The sequence below is a fragment of the Vibrio sp. B183 genome (assembly GCF_000740665.1).
Lineage (GTDB): Bacteria > Pseudomonadota > Gammaproteobacteria > Enterobacterales > Vibrionaceae > Vibrio > Vibrio coralliilyticus.
Map to the genome: position 1 here is coordinate 46,194 of NZ_JPQB01000008.1, position 19,188 is coordinate 65,381.

At 44.7% G+C, this 19,188-nt stretch carries 15 protein-coding genes; 2 read left to right on the forward strand and 13 right to left on the reverse strand.

Annotated elements, in window-relative coordinates:
- The first annotated feature begins 78 nt into the window (after positions 1-78).
- Positions 79-5,856 carry a conjugative transfer relaxase/helicase TraI gene (traI, locus tag IX95_RS10310; protein WP_038159539.1) on the forward strand — a complete coding sequence of 1,926 codons (5,778 nt, stop codon included), beginning with the start codon at positions 79-81 and terminating at the stop codon, positions 5,854-5,856.
- Between the two features lie 28 nt (positions 5,857-5,884).
- Here the strand turns inward: traI and IX95_RS10315 are convergent, their stop codons facing one another.
- From IX95_RS10315 to IX95_RS10380, 13 genes are all read right to left on the reverse strand, one after another.
- Positions 5,885-6,244 carry a hypothetical protein gene (locus IX95_RS10315; protein ID WP_038159542.1) on the reverse strand — a complete coding sequence of 120 codons (360 nt, stop codon included), beginning with the start codon at positions 6,242-6,244 and terminating at the stop codon, positions 5,885-5,887.
- A 521-nt stretch (positions 6,245-6,765) separates the two neighbouring features.
- On the reverse strand, positions 6,766-7,266 hold the full coding sequence (locus IX95_RS10320; RefSeq protein WP_051912532.1) for a lytic transglycosylase domain-containing protein: 501 nt from the start codon (positions 7,264-7,266) through the stop codon (positions 6,766-6,768).
- A 52-nt stretch (positions 7,267-7,318) separates the two neighbouring features.
- Positions 7,319-7,654 carry a hypothetical protein gene (locus IX95_RS10325; protein WP_038159588.1) on the reverse strand — a complete coding sequence of 112 codons (336 nt, stop codon included), beginning with the start codon at positions 7,652-7,654 and terminating at the stop codon, positions 7,319-7,321.
- 72 nt (positions 7,655-7,726) lie between these two features.
- On the reverse strand, positions 7,727-8,113 hold the full coding sequence (locus tag IX95_RS10330) for a DUF7659 family protein (protein ID WP_038159546.1): 387 nt from the start codon (positions 8,111-8,113) through the stop codon (positions 7,727-7,729).
- Positions 8,114-8,132: 19 nt separating this feature from the next.
- Complete coding sequence (locus tag IX95_RS10335) at positions 8,133-8,450, reverse strand: hypothetical protein (RefSeq protein WP_038159549.1); 318 nt, start codon at positions 8,448-8,450, stop codon at positions 8,133-8,135.
- 588 nt (positions 8,451-9,038) lie between these two features.
- Entirely contained in the window at positions 9,039-10,394 is a 1,356-nt protein-coding gene (locus tag IX95_RS10340) for a DUF3560 domain-containing protein (protein WP_235202615.1), read from the reverse strand.
- Positions 10,395-11,029: 635 nt separating this feature from the next.
- Positions 11,030-12,322, reverse strand: a complete 1,293-nt coding sequence (locus IX95_RS10345) for a hypothetical protein (protein WP_038159551.1) — start codon at positions 12,320-12,322, stop codon at positions 11,030-11,032.
- Between the two features lie 42 nt (positions 12,323-12,364).
- Positions 12,365-12,550 carry a hypothetical protein gene (locus IX95_RS26260; RefSeq protein ID WP_152562025.1) on the reverse strand — a complete coding sequence of 62 codons (186 nt, stop codon included), beginning with the start codon at positions 12,548-12,550 and terminating at the stop codon, positions 12,365-12,367.
- 1,278 nt (positions 12,551-13,828) lie between these two features.
- Positions 13,829-14,020, reverse strand: coding sequence for a hypothetical protein (locus tag IX95_RS10360; RefSeq protein WP_038159558.1), 192 nt, complete (start codon positions 14,018-14,020; stop codon positions 13,829-13,831).
- Between the two features lie 81 nt (positions 14,021-14,101).
- Positions 14,102-14,473, reverse strand: coding sequence for a hypothetical protein (locus tag IX95_RS10365; RefSeq protein WP_051912535.1), 372 nt, complete (start codon positions 14,471-14,473; stop codon positions 14,102-14,104).
- Positions 14,474-14,489: 16 nt separating this feature from the next.
- A complete protein-coding gene (locus IX95_RS10370) occupies positions 14,490-14,798 on the reverse strand; it encodes a hypothetical protein (protein WP_038159561.1) in 309 nt (102 codons plus the stop codon).
- 954 nt (positions 14,799-15,752) lie between these two features.
- A complete protein-coding gene (locus IX95_RS10375) occupies positions 15,753-16,853 on the reverse strand; it encodes a hypothetical protein (RefSeq protein WP_038159564.1) in 1,101 nt (366 codons plus the stop codon).
- A gap of 1 nt (position 16,854) precedes the next feature.
- Complete coding sequence (locus tag IX95_RS10380) at positions 16,855-18,048, reverse strand: ParA family protein (RefSeq protein WP_051912537.1); 1,194 nt, start codon at positions 18,046-18,048, stop codon at positions 16,855-16,857.
- Between the two features lie 373 nt (positions 18,049-18,421).
- Between IX95_RS10380 and IX95_RS10385 the strand changes: the two genes are divergently transcribed.
- A complete protein-coding gene (locus IX95_RS10385; protein ID WP_038159599.1) occupies positions 18,422-19,111 on the forward strand; it encodes a hypothetical protein in 690 nt (229 codons plus the stop codon).
- Positions 19,112-19,188 lie beyond the last annotated feature (77 nt).

The window sequence follows — 19,188 nt, forward strand, 5'->3', positions numbered from 1 at the left end:
CAGTGTTTGAGCGTTGGCTGCCCGTACCAAAGCCCCCTCGCTACTTTGGGTGATGTCCAACACAAGGAAAACACCACCATGATGTCCATCAGCCCACTAAAATCCGCCTCAAAAGCTGCGGATTACTACCTAAACGAAGAAAACACCCAAGCGCTACCCGATACGTCACTGGAGAAAGATGCCAACGACAACTACTACCTCAAAGAAAAAAGCCAAGGCCAAAGTACCTTCTGGCATGGCAAGCTGGCCATCGATGCCGGATTGCTAGGCAAGCCAGTAGAGCAAGATACCTTAGAGTCCGTCCTGTCCGGCAACCTGGGCGGTGACACCATCAAAGGCAAGCGAAACGACCATAAATGCGGGCTCGACCTGACCTTTTCCGCCCCCAAAGGCGTCAGCACCATCGCTTTGGTCGGTGGCGACACACGCCTCATTGAAGCGCACGATAACGCCGTTAAGTACGTCCTCAGTCAAATCGAAAAGGACGTGGCTCAAGTCACGGCGATCAACGAAAGCGGCGAGCGTGAGTTCATCAACACCGAAAACATGGCCTTTGCGGTAGTACGCCATAAAACCAGCCGTGAAAACGAGCCTCAGATCCACTCTCATGCCTTAGCGTCAAACATGACACGCGATCAAGAAGGCCAGTTACGTACCCTCGCGTCGACCATCAAACAAAAAGGCGGGGTCATCAATGGATCGAGTGAGCGCATTTACAACTTCCAAAAATACTATGGCATGTTGTACCAAAGTCAGCTGGCCAAAGACTGCCAAACCCTGAACTTCCAAATGCGCAGCCTAGGTCAGGGCCAATTTGATATTGAAGGAGTGCCTCAGGCCGTGACAGAAGGCTTCTCCACGCGTTCGCAACAAATCAACCAACAAACCTTGGATTTAGGTTTTGACTCACGCGCGGCGAAAGACACCGCGGCCCTGGATACCCGAAAATCCAAAACCTATGAGAGTGATGCCTCGCTGAACGCTCGCTGGCAAAACACCGTGAGAGACAAAGGCTATCAGCCCGAAGAACTGGCTCAAAACGCATTAAACGTCGCTAAACACGAACACAACCCAGAGCAGGTGGCCAAAGAGGCGTTTCATCGCGCCGTCGAACACCTTGGACAATACAACACGGCGTTGAAGCTAGAAAAAATCATTGAACTTGCGGGCTCAGAGTTCACCAAAGGGGGCGGTCAAGCCAATGCGATTGATCTCAAAGTCGTGGCAGACCAATGGGTCAAAGAGGGAGCGCTTATCCCACTCGCGGAAAAAGGTCAGTACACCACCAAAGCGATGATCGATAATGAACACGCCTTGATGGACATCACCAAGGGACGCACCCACAACATGCGCACGCCAGTGGATGACAAAACACTCGACAAACTGAACCTCACTCAAAGCAACCGTGAAAAAGTCGCCGACATCTTTGAATCCACCAAACAGTTCCACGTGGTGAAGGTCTTTGGCAACAGTGAGCAAATCGCACAAAACCTACTCAACGTGGGCAACCATGCGGGGAAACGCGTCCACCTCATCTCACAAAACGCGAAAGAGAAACAGCGCCATAGCCAAACCATCGAACGACAAAGTCACACAGTCGCCACATGGATAAAACACCTGTTTATCCCTGAGCAGCGTCACTCTGTTCAGGGTTTGCTTCACTCCGAAGCGCCCATGACCAACAAAGATGTCTTGCTGGTTGATAGCGCCCACAAAATGAGTGCCGGTGAATTGCTGGCATTAAGCGATAAAGCCAAGCAATCTGGCAGCAAATTGATATTGCTGAGTCACACCTCCAGCCGCCAAGGTTTTAAAGCGTCTAACGCCATCGACCTATACGGCAAAGGCAACGTGGTGTCCCACTCCTGGGTCGACACGAAACACAGCGACAGCAAAGTGGCCTTGCATGAGGCCGACACCAACACGTTAGCCAGCGCCTATACCCACTTACCGAACAAGGAGGAAGCTCAGGTCTTAGTCACGTCGAACGTCGAGCAACGCCGGCTAACCGATGCCATTCGCGCATCGATGCGCAGCGATGGCCAACTGACTCGAACCGGCATCACCCTGTTGACGCAGCAACCTCACTACCTATCCAAACCACAACAAGAGCTCGCACAACACTACAAGCCCGGGATGACGCTTCGCCACTGGCAGGATGGCAAACCTCAAGATTGGATCGTTTCAAAATCTGACGTCGCCCAAAACCGCTTGTACGTCCTCAGCAAAAACGATGGGCAGGAAACCATGCTTTCCCCGTCCTCCGCCGAATTTAAAGCCCTCAATGTGCAAGTATTCAAACCCGAAGCGTTGCAAATCAGTCAGGGCGAGCGCGTTACCACGACGGGCAAGCACTTTCCTTCCGGTTTAGACGCCCACGAGCGTTACGTGATCACAGAAATCACCAAAGACGCCCTAACCATGACCGATGTGCAAGGCCAGTCAAAAACCTTAACCCTAGACAAGCTGAAAGACGCGCCACTGAAATACGACTACGTGCAATCGGTCAGTCATATCGAGCCGAGAGCCCATACATTGATTTCAGGCAAAGCGTTCACGCTCTCAAAAGAGCTCTTTCATGACTTAACAGAAAAGAGTGGACGCATCGATGTCTTCACCGACAACGTGGATAAAGCCCAATCCACACTCGAGAAAAGCGAAGTCAAACTCTCTGCCGTTGAGCGCGTGATAGAAACGCAAGGCATCAATGACCGGTATCTCTCTAACGCAACGGAAACCACCCTTCGCCATGATATTGAGCAAGCCCTGCACTTCCTTGCCAAAGAGCAGAACCTGTCCCTTCAAGAAAAAGCGGTGAACTTTGCTTTACATCACCTCTCTGAGCGAGAAGCCGCTTTTACGCAAAAGGCGCTTGTCATTGAAGCCATTCGCTACGCCTTCGAAGAAGCCAACCAGCCGATCGTCAAAGCACAAATTGAAGCAGAGCTCGATAAACGCAGTGATGCGCTGTCCGCGGAATACAGCGACGGCACACGCTGGACCACTCAAGCAGCGCTTGAGACGGAAAAACACATCTTAAGTAACATTGACCAAGGCAAAGACCAACACGCCCCTTTTGCCACTTCACGCCAGGTTGAACGCTACCTCGATACACAGCCCCGTTTGACACAAGGCCAAAAGGAAGCGGTCACCCTTATCTCGACCACCAAAGACAGTTTTGTGGCGGTGCAAGGGTTAGCCGGTACAGGGAAATCCACCATGCTTGAATCCAACATTGATTTGATTCAATCCATTAAAGAAGCCAATCAACTGCCTGAGCAGAAAGTCATCGGACTGGCCCCGACACACGCGGCGGTCAGTGAGTTAGAAAACAAAGGGGTCAGAGCGCAAACCCTAGAAAGTTTGCTGACCGACCTTCGACGAGGAGAAACGACAGCGCAGGACTACAAGGGCACTTTATTCTTTCTTGATGAAAGCTCCATGGTCAGTAACCATCAAGCCAAGGCGTTCAGCGAACTGATCCTGCAAAGCCAATCCAAATCGGCCCTACTCGGGGATAGAGAGCAGCTCTTATCACAAAGTGCCGGTAAGCCGTTTGAGCTGGTGATGAATCACAGCAACATCGATATCGCTTACATGACCGATATGATACGTCAGCAAACCAAGCCCCTCCTAGGGGCCGCTCAGAACGTGCTAGACAAACAACCAGACAGTGCGTTAGACAAACTCTCTAAACAAAGCGCAGATACTCAGGGACTGAATCAACATGTGATTTCAACACTGGATGACAACGCAAAGGACAAAGCCAAGGCACAGTTAATCGCCACAGCCAAGCTCCCCTACGTTGCCGCGCAAGATTATCTGGGGCGCACCCCTGAGACGCGTGATCACACGCTCATCATCGCGTACACCAACGAAGAACGCGACCAAATCACAGAGCATATCCGTGAAGGTCTGATAGAAAATCAGGAGCTAGGCAAAGAAAACATTCTCACGACTCGCCTTCGTTCAACCAACTCAAGCAAGGAAGAACTCTCCACCATGATGCCCTATCAAAAAGGGCTGATTTTAAGCACCAAACCAGGGGAGTACGGCACCATCACCAAGGTAGATTCAGAGCATGGCGTGGTCATGGTCAAAAACCATGACACCGGTATCGAGAAAGCCTTTTTACCCCATAACAAAGACCATAAGTTCACCACGCTCTTTTCAACATCAGAAAAGCCCTTGTCAACGGGCGATAAAATCGTCACACGCTTTACCGATAAAAAGCGAGGGCTCAAAGCCAATGTGGAGTATCAAATCCAACACGCCTCCAATGAAGGCATCACCGCGCTGTCGAAAGAGGGGAACCGGCTGGATATCACCCCAAATCAGCTCAAAGATGGCCATTGGGATTATGCCTACACTCGGACCGCCGATATGGCGCAAGGGGCGACCTATGACCATGTCATCACCACCATTCGTTCAAAGGGACAATTGACCAGTTTTCGCCGAGTTGGGATTGACTTAACCCGGGCCAAACAACACGCCAGGATCTACACAGATAACACTCAGCGCATGGTCAGAACCTGGCTTTCAAAGGAGGACAACAAAGCCAGCGCTATGGAAACGTTAAATCAGACACCACCACAAACGACCACCTATTTTAATCATCACGCCCTGCCTCATGAAGACCGTCGTTACCAAAATCAAAATGGTGATTTTGATTACCAGTTATTTAGAGAGCACATCAATAACACGCTCCCTAAATACACCGAAAGCTTAGCCACACAATTACTGGGTAAGCCCAATCACTCCAAATCCGACCGTGATTACTTAACGTTTGTCATTGGAAAGTCAGCCATAAAAGTATCACTCACAGGGGAGTATCGAGGCTATTTTAAAGACTACACCACTGGCGAAAAAGGCTCGCTAATTAACCTGATGATGAGTCATAAAGAAATTACGTACAAAGAGGCAATGAATGAAGCTCATAATATGCTAAACGAGCCAGAAAAATATCAATTGGAGGAGAACAGCAAGCACGAGAAGTTACGTCAATCCACACCAAGGCATATTGCTCAATTTGAGGAAAGAGCCAAAGAATATGTACAAAGCAGCCAGCCCATTACAGGTACTCTTGCCCAAACCTATCTCAATAAATTGGGTATAGAAAACCCGAAAAGTGAACAAGTCCTCTTTCATCAAGCCGTTTATTCATCGGAGGATAAAAGTTTTCACCCAGCCATGATAACCAATATTCATAATAAGGAAGGACAAACTAAAGCGATTGAAGTGACGTATTTGGATCATCAAGGAAATAAGGACAACAAACTTGACATCAACCCGAGAACATTAGGGACAAAATCCAAGAACATGACTCATTTCCATCAAGGTAATGATTTACACACGACCATTATCAGCACCTCAATTGAACAATCATTTATTATTAACCAACATTTTAAAGGGAAATATGACATTATTAATGTGAACCACAAAAATGACATTCAGAATCTATCCAGTGATGAATTACGTCAAAATGTCATTATTGCACTGAGCCAAGGAAACATCGATTTAAACCCCAACAACATTGAAAAAATCATGGCGAACTTCTCAGGAAGGGATATTAACTTCATTGCTCCTGAAAACATCAACAGTGAAATCCAATCCTGCATAGACAAATACCATCACCATGTTCTAAACAACAAACATGAATTGCATCAGTCAGAGTCACCCATCGATAACTCGCACCCAATCAAAGAGGAGAATATAGAAAAATACAGTAAAGAAAAAGACAGTAAAGCATTAGAACAATTCGAGCCTCATGCCTATCCTAAGCAACAAGAATTAGACTTTGATAATAAAAAACATGGCTCAACAGAGAAAACCATCGACCGTGAATTAGAGAGATAGCCATAATAAAAAGGATAGTCCTAACGGACTATCCTTTTTTTTCGCCTTCAAGAAAAGCGTCCACCTTATTATTGACATCGGCTGTCACTAAATTACGCATCTCTCCTGCTTCTTGCTTATTTTTATAAAAAGCCGCGCCATCAAAACTTTGGGTATGCGTCAAATTACTCGTCCCTTGGATCTGCCGAATACGACGATACATCTCTTCCATCAACTCACGGTTAGACGGCCTATCGTCGTCACTGTCATTAAGCTTAATACGCAGTGCCAAGGTCAAAAGTTGACGTGCCGCTTCGGCATCACTTAACCGCTCTCTGTCTCGAAACTTTTTAAAATCTTGCTCTAACTTTCCTTGTAAAGAGCTTTGCAAAGGGTAAGAACGAGCCATTATTCTCTCCTGACAACTCCAATGAATGACAATAATATACCAATAACATCTCATTGAATCAATGCTCACAAAATCGCTCACAGCCTTTACTAAGAAATGGATAAATCAACATTCAATTACAACCCATTAAGAAGCCATTGAAACCTTCCACCAAGCCATATAACAAAAGGCGTCAATATCATTTTATTGATATTACATATTTTTTAATTCCAATTAAATCGGCTAATTAGTTGAGATATTGAAAATTTTTAAAAGGCTGTTTTTCTTAGCTTGAACTTAGCTAAGACTCTGTTTTAAATGATTTTATATTTTCAACAGACAACCATTCGCATTGATTTCAATGCGCCGTGGTGTGTGGTGCTACTCCAATCCAACCGACTGCGCGAAACGTTAGGATTCGATCGATAAACTCAAACGTGAACCTGGGGAGGCGCGAGACAAAAAAAAGCCGCTCATGATGGCGACTGAAGGATGAAAGATTTGGGGGTGACAACAGAAGTCGTCAGCGACTTCTGCGGGTGCTAGTCAATTAGAGAACGCCGTATGAAAACACGGTTTCTATCTTGGTTAGATTGGTTATTACTGGCTTTGATTTCTTGGTAGTTATTTTTTATTTCGATGATGTAACGATCTCGCGCTGCTTGAGAGGATTCTTTGAACCCAGCATTATAAGCACCAACGCTATTCCAGTTATACCCATGAGTCGAAAAATTAGAGGATAAAACCCACGCCCCCAAGTTAACATTATAACACGGCTCCATAACGGTAAGTTCGTTCACTTCAAATTGAGCCAGTGTGGAAAACCATTCTGAGTTAATCTGCATCAGCCCATAATCACGACTGACTATTTCACCATGCTGGTTTCTGTTTATATTAGTTGCATTGGGATTTAGTGAGCTTTCTTGCATCGCAATGGCCTTGAGCAAATCTGGATCAACATTATATCGCTGCCCTGCTTCATCAAAGCAAAATGCAGACACCACACTGGGCAAGACTAATAATAGAGTGAAGTATTTTTTCATAATAAAAAAGAGGTCGTGTTTGACCTCTATTATAGTAGCTATCCTTAATTCATCAATATTCTATCGGGAACAATACAGTAGTCAGGGTTCTGTCTGCCTCTGTGATAATCCACACCTTCTTACTACAGATTGTGTAAACAGACATTATCCGTCCACCGTTTCTAGTCGCCTCATCATTCAACGTTCTTTCTTCCATACTCACTTCGCCCCAGTCTCCATTTTTGTGTCGGTAAATAAAAATATCCAAGCTAGCACCGATATTGTTTTTCAAATGATGATACACTCCAGAAGTTAACATTAATTCCCCAATTTCAAAGGGAATAGCTGTGCATGTATAATTTTGTGCTTTAATTTCTTTTGGAGCTGAGTTAACATAGCTAACGTTCATTCGATTATCCTGTCTTATATAATTGATGAGCTTAGCCTCAATATTCATTTAGCCGATATATTGAGGCTATTTTTAATCTAGTTCTTCTTCCAATCTCACTCGATTGAAAACTTCGTTCACTTCATCCTGAGAAAACCCATATCTTTTCATTGAATCAACACAATCACTGATATCACCACTATAAATGCATTCCAAATTGAACAACTCCCTTTTTATAATGGCGTATCTACCATTTTTCTCAATGTCTAGTTTGATTCCTTCTTCGGTAATATTATCTAGACCATCGACCACCTTTTTTGCATTTTGTTTTGGCACGACTAAGCCCGCACCAAGTGAAACATATTGAAAGCCCTCTTCTTTTTGTTCGTCATATTGACTCTTTGAAAACGCAAAGAAAGCCCCATTTTCATTGAATAACTGAGTCATTCTTTCGTCGATATAATGTCGTAATGATTTCATTGATGCACCCTGCCTTTAATTAAACACTTGTGATGTAATAGATTCTTTGGCCAAAGTAAGATTTATCTTCAACCCTAAAACGAGCAGCCTTAATTCGAGAACAAGCCATGCGCGTATTCAATAGTGATTCCACTTTCTGAATACTCGACGGGAAGAACTGAAAGTTGTTCATTTGGAAACCGTAGGCCGCAAGTTGTTTTGGACTGATCTCACTCCCCACTGCTACGGTGAAGCCTTTAGAGCTATCATTTTTTGGTGAGCTTTCGTGGCCCAGCGGCGAAACGCTGGTTGCTGAGTTCACGTTAGAGCGAGTTTGGGGGGAATTTTGTTGCGCCATCGGGAGTTTCCTTTCTGTTTGAGTATCACTTTTATGGAGCCGCTTGGCTGTCCGATGACCTTTCATGGTTCTCGATAACAAGGGCGCGACAGCGTGCATTTCACCCTTGTTATCGAGGTTCTGATAGGTCACGGTTTACAGCCTGCGCGCGCCATAATGTGAGGCGAGTTGAAAGGAAAATCGGCGCATAAGAAAACGCCCCTTACTCGCTCTTCGATGAACACAGTAAGGCTACGAGGAGGCACGACGAGGCGCAGCGAAGCGGAGAAAGCAACGAACGCAGTGAGGCGCAGCGCGTCGCTTCAGACGCATAGCGAAGAAAGCCCTACCGTGACCCGAAGGGACAAGACCCTTCCCTTGAAAGGCTTAGCCTGACTAGATGAGGACGGTTGCTTGCAAACGGAACGAATCGTGACAGGGTTAGCCTGACCAGGGAAAGGCTTGGTTGAACTCGTGAGACAAGGCGTTCGCGCCGCAGGGGAGCGCGTGAAATAGGGTAGGTTCTCGGCGCAAAGAGTTAATTGATCTGCTCATCAGGTGTTATTTGGATTTATGACACATATCCAGCCCGAGGGCTGGATATCATCATTAGATTTCTTTCAACTCGGCCACAATCAGCTTTGTGGCTTTCACCGCATTCCCTGTCATCTTGCGCACCCACGCCTTGGAATAGCGTGACCATTTAAAACCGTTAGATTTAAGCTTTGTTCTCACGGCTTCCGATGGAATTCCATCAAATGAAAACTTGATGCGTCCCTCTTCTTCGTACAGCGCCCAGCTTAATCCTTCGATTTCTCCTGCTTCCTCTAACGGTGCTTCGTTGTGCAGTTTTTCAAGCTCTGCGAGGCGTTTTTTCGTTGTGTTAATTGTGGCGTTGTTGTTTTGTAGAGCATAACTTGGGAAACCAACACGACCACAGAAGTCACCGACTAGCAGCTCTTTCGCTTGTTTTTCATCGAGCTTATGGGTTTGGGTCATGTATTCGAGCTTGTCAGCATTGGTCATATGCTTTGAACGAATCACTTTATTAATGTCTTTCATCATTTCCTGACTACGTTCAAGACTCATCAGTTTTTCTTTCAGCTTTTGAATGGCTTCTGGGTCATCTGACGCTATTCCAGCGGTTCCTACGCTGGCCGCTTTCGACTCTAAATAGTTGGCTTTATCCTGTGCTTCGATAGATTTGCGCATATTGTTATCAATATTTTCAATCAATCGGCGGTGTTTTCTTTCGCTATGGTGGCCGACAAGGATCGGCTGTCCAAATGGTAGAACGTTCCCCAACTGATGGGCAATTTGGTAACGGTTATTTGATTGCGCTTGTGCTTTTTCCGCCCTTGTCTCCAAACGTTCTTTTTTGTTCTCGACGCGTCCTTGATAGTCGCCTAGGCTAGTCACTCGACGCGTGTTTGTTTCGTCCGTTGGCGGGGTCGGCTCTGGGTGCTTTTGGTCATGGTTAAGTGGTGAAATGTAGCCTTGCTCTAGAGCTTCGATCACTTTCTCGAAGGAAAAAATAGGCTTTTCAACCTTTGAGTTATCTTCCTGTTCTGCTTCTAGTGAGAACGTCATGACAACATCATTTGAAAAGTGGTAAATGCAGTCACAAAACTTAGCGCACGTTAATACGCCGTCTTGTACTATCAACATGATAACCATGTCCGCATACTCACGCTCATACCACGACCAAAACTCCGACTTTGGCATTGATTCCGGTTCATTGTGGCGGAAGCAATCATCCATGCCCATCGACTGGGTTTTTAGCGTTACCGTGTCAGCGTAATCTAGCAACTTAGCGATTTTCTTTTTTGCGTTTTTACGTAACTTGCCACTAGTAAAGGATTTTAAAAATTCATCTTTAGAGGAAGTCTTCGGCTCCAAGTCCGAGAACTTGGTCGGTTTAGGCTGCTTAGTGATGGTTGAGCAAATTACGTTTGAGTCAGTCATGGCAAAGTTTCCTATGTTTTTGAGTTTTCATCTTCGTCGTCTGACTGTCCACTCCTTCAATCAGGTTCTTCTCTGCAGGGGCGCAACGCGACGAAGTGAACCCTTGCAGAGACGGTTCTGATTTGAGGATGGTTAACAGGAAGAAACGAGGCGTAGATGGAAACTCACATAGGGAACGGCATGGCTAGCGAGAATGTAAGGGGCGATTACCAGTCACTTAGCAGGCTAAAGCGAAAAGTCTTTTTTGCAACGAACGCAGTGAGGCGCAGCGCGTCGCCTCAGACGCATAGCGAAGAAAGCCCTACCGTGACCCGAAGGGACAAGACCCTTCCCTTGAAAGGCTTAGCCTGACTAGATGAGGACGGTTGCTTGCAAACGGAACGAATCGTGACAGGGTTAGCCTAGCCAGGGAAAGGCTTGGTTGAACTCGTGAGACCAGGCGCTTGCGCCGCAGGGGAGCGCGTGAAATAGGGTAGGTTCTCGGCGCCCGTGAGTTTTTTCGGATTTCATTCAAGAAGTCAAACCGAGACTACCAAAATATAAGCAGAGTGTTTTACTGGATTAAAAATATTGCAACAAGAAGATCAGGGCCCAAATTTAAAACCACGTCTAAGTAGTCCGGATCTGTTTCTCACCTAGTCACTGCATAGCCGCCCTAACTGCTCAAGATAATTCCTTTTATCCTTCGAAGGACTAACAGGATCAATTTCAACGACTTTATGATGTGGCCATGCTTTTGACATCAAAGGCACAATGTATTCTTTTCGGTCAGCATAGTCAGGGTCACTTAACATCCCCATGATTTCGATAAGGTGGTGAGCGTTGAGTGCAGAGTTTTCGATCAAAAAGTCCGGAACGAGGAAAGTATCTTCGATGACCACCCCTTCCAGTGGTTTAATCAACGTCCAACCTTGATGATTCTTGATCTTGTAAATGACCTGACGAGCAAATTTTCTCTCGTGGTCTGAATCCATCAACATGAGTCTGTCACGGTAGAGAATGGGTTTAATATAAACAGTATGGGCTCGAAATGCCCCGCCCTTTTCATACTCACACAGAGACATAAACACTAAGTATGGTCCCGGCGTTCTTACTCCCTGCCCATCAGTTTTGATGCTGCTAACATAATAGGGTCTTTCTCTTTCATCCCATTTGAGAATGATTTTTCGGTTGGCCTTGTTCTCGTCATCGATGTCCACATCGTCAACCACCATAGCAACAAACGCGTGTGGCCGCCCACCACTCTGCCAGCCTTGCTTTTCACGAATGGCCGTTAATGCATCTCTGGCTTGATTGAAAGCGTCTGGCCCACAAAATATCCACTTATCCAATGTTGAGTCACCAAAGACGGTGTTTTTTCCGGCTTTTTGCAAACGCTCAAGCGCCTCTTCTTCAGACATTTTTGGTTCACCGGAAACGAATCTATCCAAATTGGATTGCTTGACCAGATACCACACAAGATTAACAATCTTATCTACCTTTCTACCCGACTTCGCGCTACGCTGCCGAGTCACTGCATTATCGGACTTACTCACTTTTTTTGTAGATTCATTGGCAAAAGAACCATATAGCTCTAAGGTCTCAAAGGTCTGCTCCTGCCTGCGTAGCGCCCTTTGGGCCGCGTCTGGATTGTTCACCACCCAGCCTTGAATCTCACGATAAAACGGACACCCCTTGTCATGGAGTCCATATCGACGGTGATTGACCAGTCGAAACCCATATCCATGCGCACTGTAATTGCTGGTTTGCATTACTGCATGCGGCTGGCGACAGTCGCATCGCAAATACTCTTTGTTTTCGTTCAACTTTTGAAGCAGTCTCTGGCCTGACTCACTCGATCGATTGTCAGGGTGTAGATGCCCCTCTTCCGAGCGGCTTAAAGGGCGTATGATATTGCCACTTTCAATGGCATCAACAATATGGATCATAGTGACCTCGTAATTATTCAATTCGGATTCTTTTGCTTACCCTTAATTCCCGTTTAAGCCACATTCTTGCTGAATGTAGATTACGGCAGCATGTTCTTTATTTGTTTGTGGTATTACTGGATCACGGTTTGCCAAATCTGTGTAGTATTCGACACAAGCATCAAAATCTGTTCGTTGCTCACATCCTATAAGCAGCAATATCACCATTAACGCGCCCGTCCTTAGCATCGATATTCCCCTAATTTGCTGTTAGATAGATTCCGAACGCTGTAGCGAGGCAGACAGCCGCGATACTAGCCTTAACCATTAGATTGCTATGCTTATCCATTAAGCGATCTAATTTCGTTTTTTGGGGTCTGAAAACGAACCAAAGGCCAACCCCGACAAGCAAAACAAAGACTATCTGGCTCAGCATTCCTTTCTACCCCCACAGGTTGATTTTGAATAACTCTGCAATGCCTTATTCAGCAATGCTTAGAGAGCTTTCCAGAAAACTAAGATATTGAACCTATATAGCTCAATCCATTCTGAAAAATCAGCTCAATACGATGACTTTTCAGAAGAGACTAACGCCGCTTCGCTTTGTTCAAATCGTTGTAGCAAAAGTTAAAAAGCCACTTTCACTACAACGATTTCCAGATTTTTAAATATGTAGAGGTGGAGTTTCTACATTAACGTGTAAGGGTAACTATCCCCCCTTTACCATCATCACAATTTGCTAATGCTGGCAAAGACAAGAACGCAATAAGAGTGAAGACACTAAATTTTTTCAGACTAATATTCATGCTAAACCCTTCGGTTAGTTAATAAAAAACCCACTGTAAACAGTGGGCTAGTAAGGTGATTGATTGTTAGAACTTGAAACCGATACTCTTTAAATACTCAATATGACTTTCGTACTTTTTTATGTGTCGGGTTCCTGTGTTGGGTGAGATTCCAAACCGCTTTTCAGCCTCATAAACCGATGAAACCTCATCCTTTAAAACGGCTTCGACTAACTGCCTTTGCTCCTCTCTTTTAAAAAGGTGCTCTAGAATTAATTTAAGTTTTTTGTCGTTTGGGTGCATTTGATTCTGAAAGTTAACAAGCCCCTTTCGGGGCTTGTTTTAGAAGAGGATGAAACCTAAAGTTAAACCGGTAACCATGATAACGACAGAAGTCAGCATCATGTGATTTTCTATCCACTTATCCATGAAATCACCTCCTTAGCTATGTCTAATTTGATGAAACCGCCAATAGTTAACCAGATTATAAGCCAGCGTTGGCAAAAACCAAACGTCTTTAGGCGTATCTCTGAGTTAATTTGCCTTACCTGTGCCTTTTCAAGCTCAGAAGTGACAGGAACCGTATTATTGCCCTCACTCATAACCACCTCACATTGTTAAAGAACGTGGTCCTTTATGACCATGAGCTTATACTATCAATTAAATGATAGCATTACAAGCATATTTTTGATAGTAAAATCACATTATGCGAGTGTCTTTATCCCGCTGGGCGGCCCGTTCTTTACTCTTCAAGTATCGTGATTTCATGTTCATTTGATATGTAGACACGTACACTAGACAGGTCAACAAATCTATATACACTATAATCATTGGCTTCACGAACGGTGATAGCGACAGCCATCGCACATTCCAATGCCTCCAACTCTTTATTAGCACCGAATATTTTTAAGATCTCTTCCGCGACTGTTTTCATGAGTCTTCCTTACTGGTTGGATTCTTCTGTATATGTAATGACGCGTCCCAGTGGAAGCGAACGCGATGATTGAGAGATTTTTTAGTATTCCGAAGTCCCTACCCAGTTATGGTCCTGATCAAAAGCGTTCCAAGTCCCAAACTCTGTCACCATATCGTAATGCTCTCTTTCTAGAGCCTCGATCGTCCCTTCCCAATCGGGCGTTAAGTGCTCAGGTTCCTCGGTTGTCAGTTCTTTGTACACTTTGATGTAAGTGTTATCCGGTAAAGCGCGAAAGAATTTTGGCGGGTGTGAACATTCAGACGTGTCGACAAAAATAAGTGCCTGCTCTGGTTTCACTACCCACACCTTGTGGCGGTGATATTCAAAGAACTCGGGCGTGTTGAGTCCCTCGCGCTGGGCCAAGACTTGCTTGGTGTTGATATCAATAAGCTGGATGTAACCTTTGTCCATTGTCGTGGTCCTCAGATTAATGGATGGTATCGATACACTCTGTTTCTGTGCATACGTAGTTCATGGGATGTTTATGTGTTTGGCGCTCAGCTCGAATCAAGCCATGCTCTTTTCTAAAAGACCGGATACGCGCTAAGTTCAGCGACTTTCTCACTTGGCTTTTCAATTCCCCTTCCGTTCCCGACATCAACATAAAATCGTGGGTGCTAACCGCGTGTGCGGCCGAAGAGCTATCATTTTTTGGTGAGCTTTCGTGGCCCAGCGGCGAAACGCTGGTTGCTGAGTTCACGTTAGAGCGAGTTTGGGGGGAATTTTGTTGCGCCATCGGGAGTTTCCTTTCTGTTTGAGTATCACTTTTATGGAGCCGCTTGGCTGTCCGATGACCTCTCATGGTTCTCGATAACAAGGGCGCGACAGCGTGCATTTCACCCTTGTTATCGAGGTTCTGATAGGTCACGGTTTACAGCCTGCGCGCGCCATAATGTGAGGCGAGTTGAAAGGAAAATCGGCGCATAAGAAAACACCCCTTACTCGCTCTTCGATGAACACAGTAAGGCTACGAGGAGGCACGACGAGGCGCAGCGAAGCGGAGAAAGCAACGAACGCAGTGAGGCGCAGCGCGTCGCTTCAGACGCATAGCGAAGAAAGCCCTACCGTGACCCGAAGGGACAAGACCCTTCCCTTGAAAGGCTTAGCCTGACTAGATGAGGACGGTTGCTTGCAAACGGAACGAATCGTGACAGGGTTAGCCTGGCCAGGGAAAGGCTTGGTTGAACTCGTGAGACCAGGCGCTCGCGCCGCAGGGGAGCGCGTGAAATAGGGTAGGTTCTCGGCGCACAAAGGAACATCTTGTGACCGGATGGAAGTGTTATAGCCTTAGACCAAACGAAGCCAGCCCTACTTCACTCAATATTGATAACTCAGGTTAAAAAGAAGTTGTGCCTATCGGTACCACGAAACATACAACTTATCCTCAAACAACCGAAAGAACATCTACTGCTTTGCTTTTTTGAGAATATCGAGAAGCTCGACGAACTCAGCCCAAGGCATCGTTCCTAGATGTACTGGTATTCCACTCTCAAATGCGTTTATAATTTTCTCTGCTGTTTGCATACTAATATCTCCAAGTTGTTAGTGACAGCTACCCTGCACAAAGTTTGGTCGCGGCGTGCAGGGTATATTTCTCAATTCGATGGTGTATGACAAAAAACCGCCTGATACACCAATAACAAAATTCACCTTAAGCTCTTATTTCTAAAAGAAAAAACCTATTTCACATTTATAAATGTGAAACGTTTTTTTGGGCACTCATTACTTTTTCTATTGCGTCTAAAACATCCTTTTCTAATTCTCTAGGTAATCCTTGTAGAGTAATGTGACTGCCCTTTTTTGTTCTTTTCACAAAAGCTTTCGTTTCGCCAGACTCAAAGACAGGTTTCACACTTTTTGATTTCCTGGCATTGAGTTTTTTGGCTAGTTCATGCCACTTATCGACCACAACCTTAGACTGTTTATCTAATGACAAAGTCTCAATACCAAGCAGGGCTCCTTTGAGCTCTTCTATCGATTCATTCAGCACATTTTTATTGAGGACAGCCTTTGTCGCTGAGTTAAGTTTTAAAACATAAGTCTGTGGTAATGTTTTAACTGGGAGTAATTCAAGTAACGGCTGTGGGCTAGAATAATAAGCAGTACTGAGACTGATATCTTGTTGGGTATAACCGCGTTCTCTTTCCAATTCAGCTTGAGTCCAAGAGTGGGTTTCCATCAGTTTGGTATAGAGCTTACCTTTTTCAAAATAGGAAAAACCTTTCTTTCTGTCTGAAGTCTCAACCACCCACCTAATCGTTTCTTCGTTTGGTTTACGGTCAAAGATATCTACCGTTAACCCTACCTTACGATGCAGTGCAGAAGCGAAGCGTCGTGACCCTTCCATGATAGAATGTTTTCCGTTTCTATCGATGTAAGCAATGATTGGCATTAACTGAAGCCCCATACCAATCTCATCAATAATGTCGGACAACGCTTCTTCTGTACGTTCAGAAGCATCTCTCACATTGTCACTGTCAATAACACACAACGCTTTTAACTGCTCATACGACATGTGTGAAGTGGCCACTGTATAGATTTCGCCAGAAGGAGTCGTCAATCTTCTCTCTGGTTTAGATAAAGTAATGCCTGACTGCTCCTGGAGAAAATCACTGAATGATATTCCAGCTTTATCTAAACTATCTGATAGCCTCGAATAGTTGAGCTCCGCATCAATCTTAGCTTCAGATGCAACATCAAGATCACCAGAAGGCATGGAAGGTACTGTTGTTGTTTTTGCTGCTTTTTTGCTGGCCAGAGCAGCTTGAATGGCCTCTCGTCGTTTACTCATTCTATTCAGCTTCCTTATCCCATACCTTTCTCACTTGAAGCATGATATCCATCAGGATTTGATCAGCATTTAACTTGGCGTTCTTGAACGTACTTTTGTGACCTGAGTACATCGATTTGGATAAATCGTAAACCGTATTTCTATCTAACGAACATAATCTGACTGCCTCTGATTTCTTAAATGTTGTAGAAAATAGATAACCGTTGAAATGCTCATTGAGCTCTTCTCTTACTTCGAGTGAGGATGCACTATTTTCTTCATAATTGGTCAGCAGAAACTTGATGAAATCGTAACCTTGATGGCCTTGAGCAATAAGGTTTTTATAGATCTTTGGTAGATAGCTTAGGTACTGGCACGTCGCATCAGTATCATTTTGGTTTGCACCAAGGGGCACAATAACGCTAGTCGCAGCATTGTAGGCATTGATAGAAGCATACCCCAAAGAAGGAGGAGTATCGATCAAGACGATGTCCACATCATCACTGATTGCTTCTATGACTGCCTTTAAGCGCGAATAGGGAGAAGAAATTGAATTAGAAAACACACCTTCATGAAAAATGGCTTCGATATCCCTATCTCCTTGAGCCGCTGGTATAATTTTTAGGTTGGGGATGGTCGTGTCAGAAATAGACGCACGAATGAGCTCTCGATAGCCATCAGTTTCAGGATCAATTTGAATGAGTTCACCAATTGTAGGGCGTTCTTCTCCATCTAAGGATGGTTGGTAAGAGCTCAACGTACTTTGGCCATCCATATCAATAACGGCAATTCGATATCCTTCGTGGTACTCCATCGCTATACCAGTAGCAACCGTGATACAACTCAGCGTTTTCCCGACGCCCCCTTTTTGATTCTGTACGACTAAGACTTGTGCTTTCTGATTCTTCTTACGATTAAATGGTTTTAACTTCTTCTTGAGAATAGTGCTTTCTGGCAGGGCATCTCTAATGCTGTAGATTTGATTGATATCGAGCATCCAGTTGATTCCACTCGATACGTGTGCTTTCGGATCAATGCCGAGTTCAGCCGCATGCTTTTCAATCGTGCGATAATCACATTTTAAGTACTCAACTGCGTCAGGACGGTCAAACGTCCGAGGCAGTTTCGGTCGAATATCCTCACGTTGAGCGAGCAGATCTGACGCCCCTTTTGCTATGGTCTCTAACTCTTTCAGTGTTTCTATCTGTCGGCTCATATTCTCGACTCCATTGCAGCCTGCATCTTCTACTGGTTACTACAATGGCACATAAAATACATCATGTAAACAAAAACAAGGAATAAATATAAAAACATTACATGGCCAATTATTTATCACATGATAGAAGTGAAACATGTCATGAGGGAAAATTCAAAAAATAAACATAAGCGCATGATATTTAAAATTAAAAACACTTTCACATTTACAAATGTGAATCTTGATATAGTTACACGACGTCCCCTTCTAAATGATGTTAATTGACCTTCTCCACACTCCAACAACGCTATCTTTGACTAAGTCTAAACTTTCAACCTAGTATGATACTCCACACGTATCTTGTCTCACCATCCAACATAGGAACATCAAACTAGTGATTGTTATTCGAGAAAAAGAAGAGCTCGTAAGAATCGATACTTGGGCACAAATCACTCAGAGAGATCATTTCAAATCAAACCACGACCCATCTGACGCCACACTGAAAGAGATCATCGGTTATTACCAGGTGAAAGACATGGTGTGTTGCGGTCTCAGTAATTGTCATACAGATCACATGAAGGGATATCTGGTCGCTCTCAGCGACGGTTCCGAAATCAATATTGGTAATCAATGTGGGAAAAAGGCGTTTGATATAGAGTTTGAATCGCTCACAAAAGACTTTCAAAAGTTCAGACTGACCGTGGAATGCAAAACCGACATTTACATTGCCCAGACCAACTTTATTGACAAATGGGAACAAACTCTTAACGCAATGCTAGACCATAAACGCGGTGCGAGATGGGCGAACAGAAAGATTAATGAGCTAATGAATAGACAAACTCTCTCACAAGAGGTTGTGAGTTACTTGCGTAAAATGATAAGCGACAGAAGTGGAGACATCACCGTCGAATATGAGATCACAGATAAGTGGGAAATTGAACAAATTATGGCAGCGAATCCAAGGCTACGATATGAAGAAGCCAAGCTGGGTACAAAGACAATTCACCATTTAGACAACATAGAAGTCTTGTACCCTGAAAACAGCCTACAAGACTGTAGTGGCATAGTGAATTTGGCCACCTGATTAGAGGTGTTAGAATGCACCTCGTACACAACAGGTGGAACTATGACAAAGCGTCCGAGAAGAACTTTCAGCCCAGA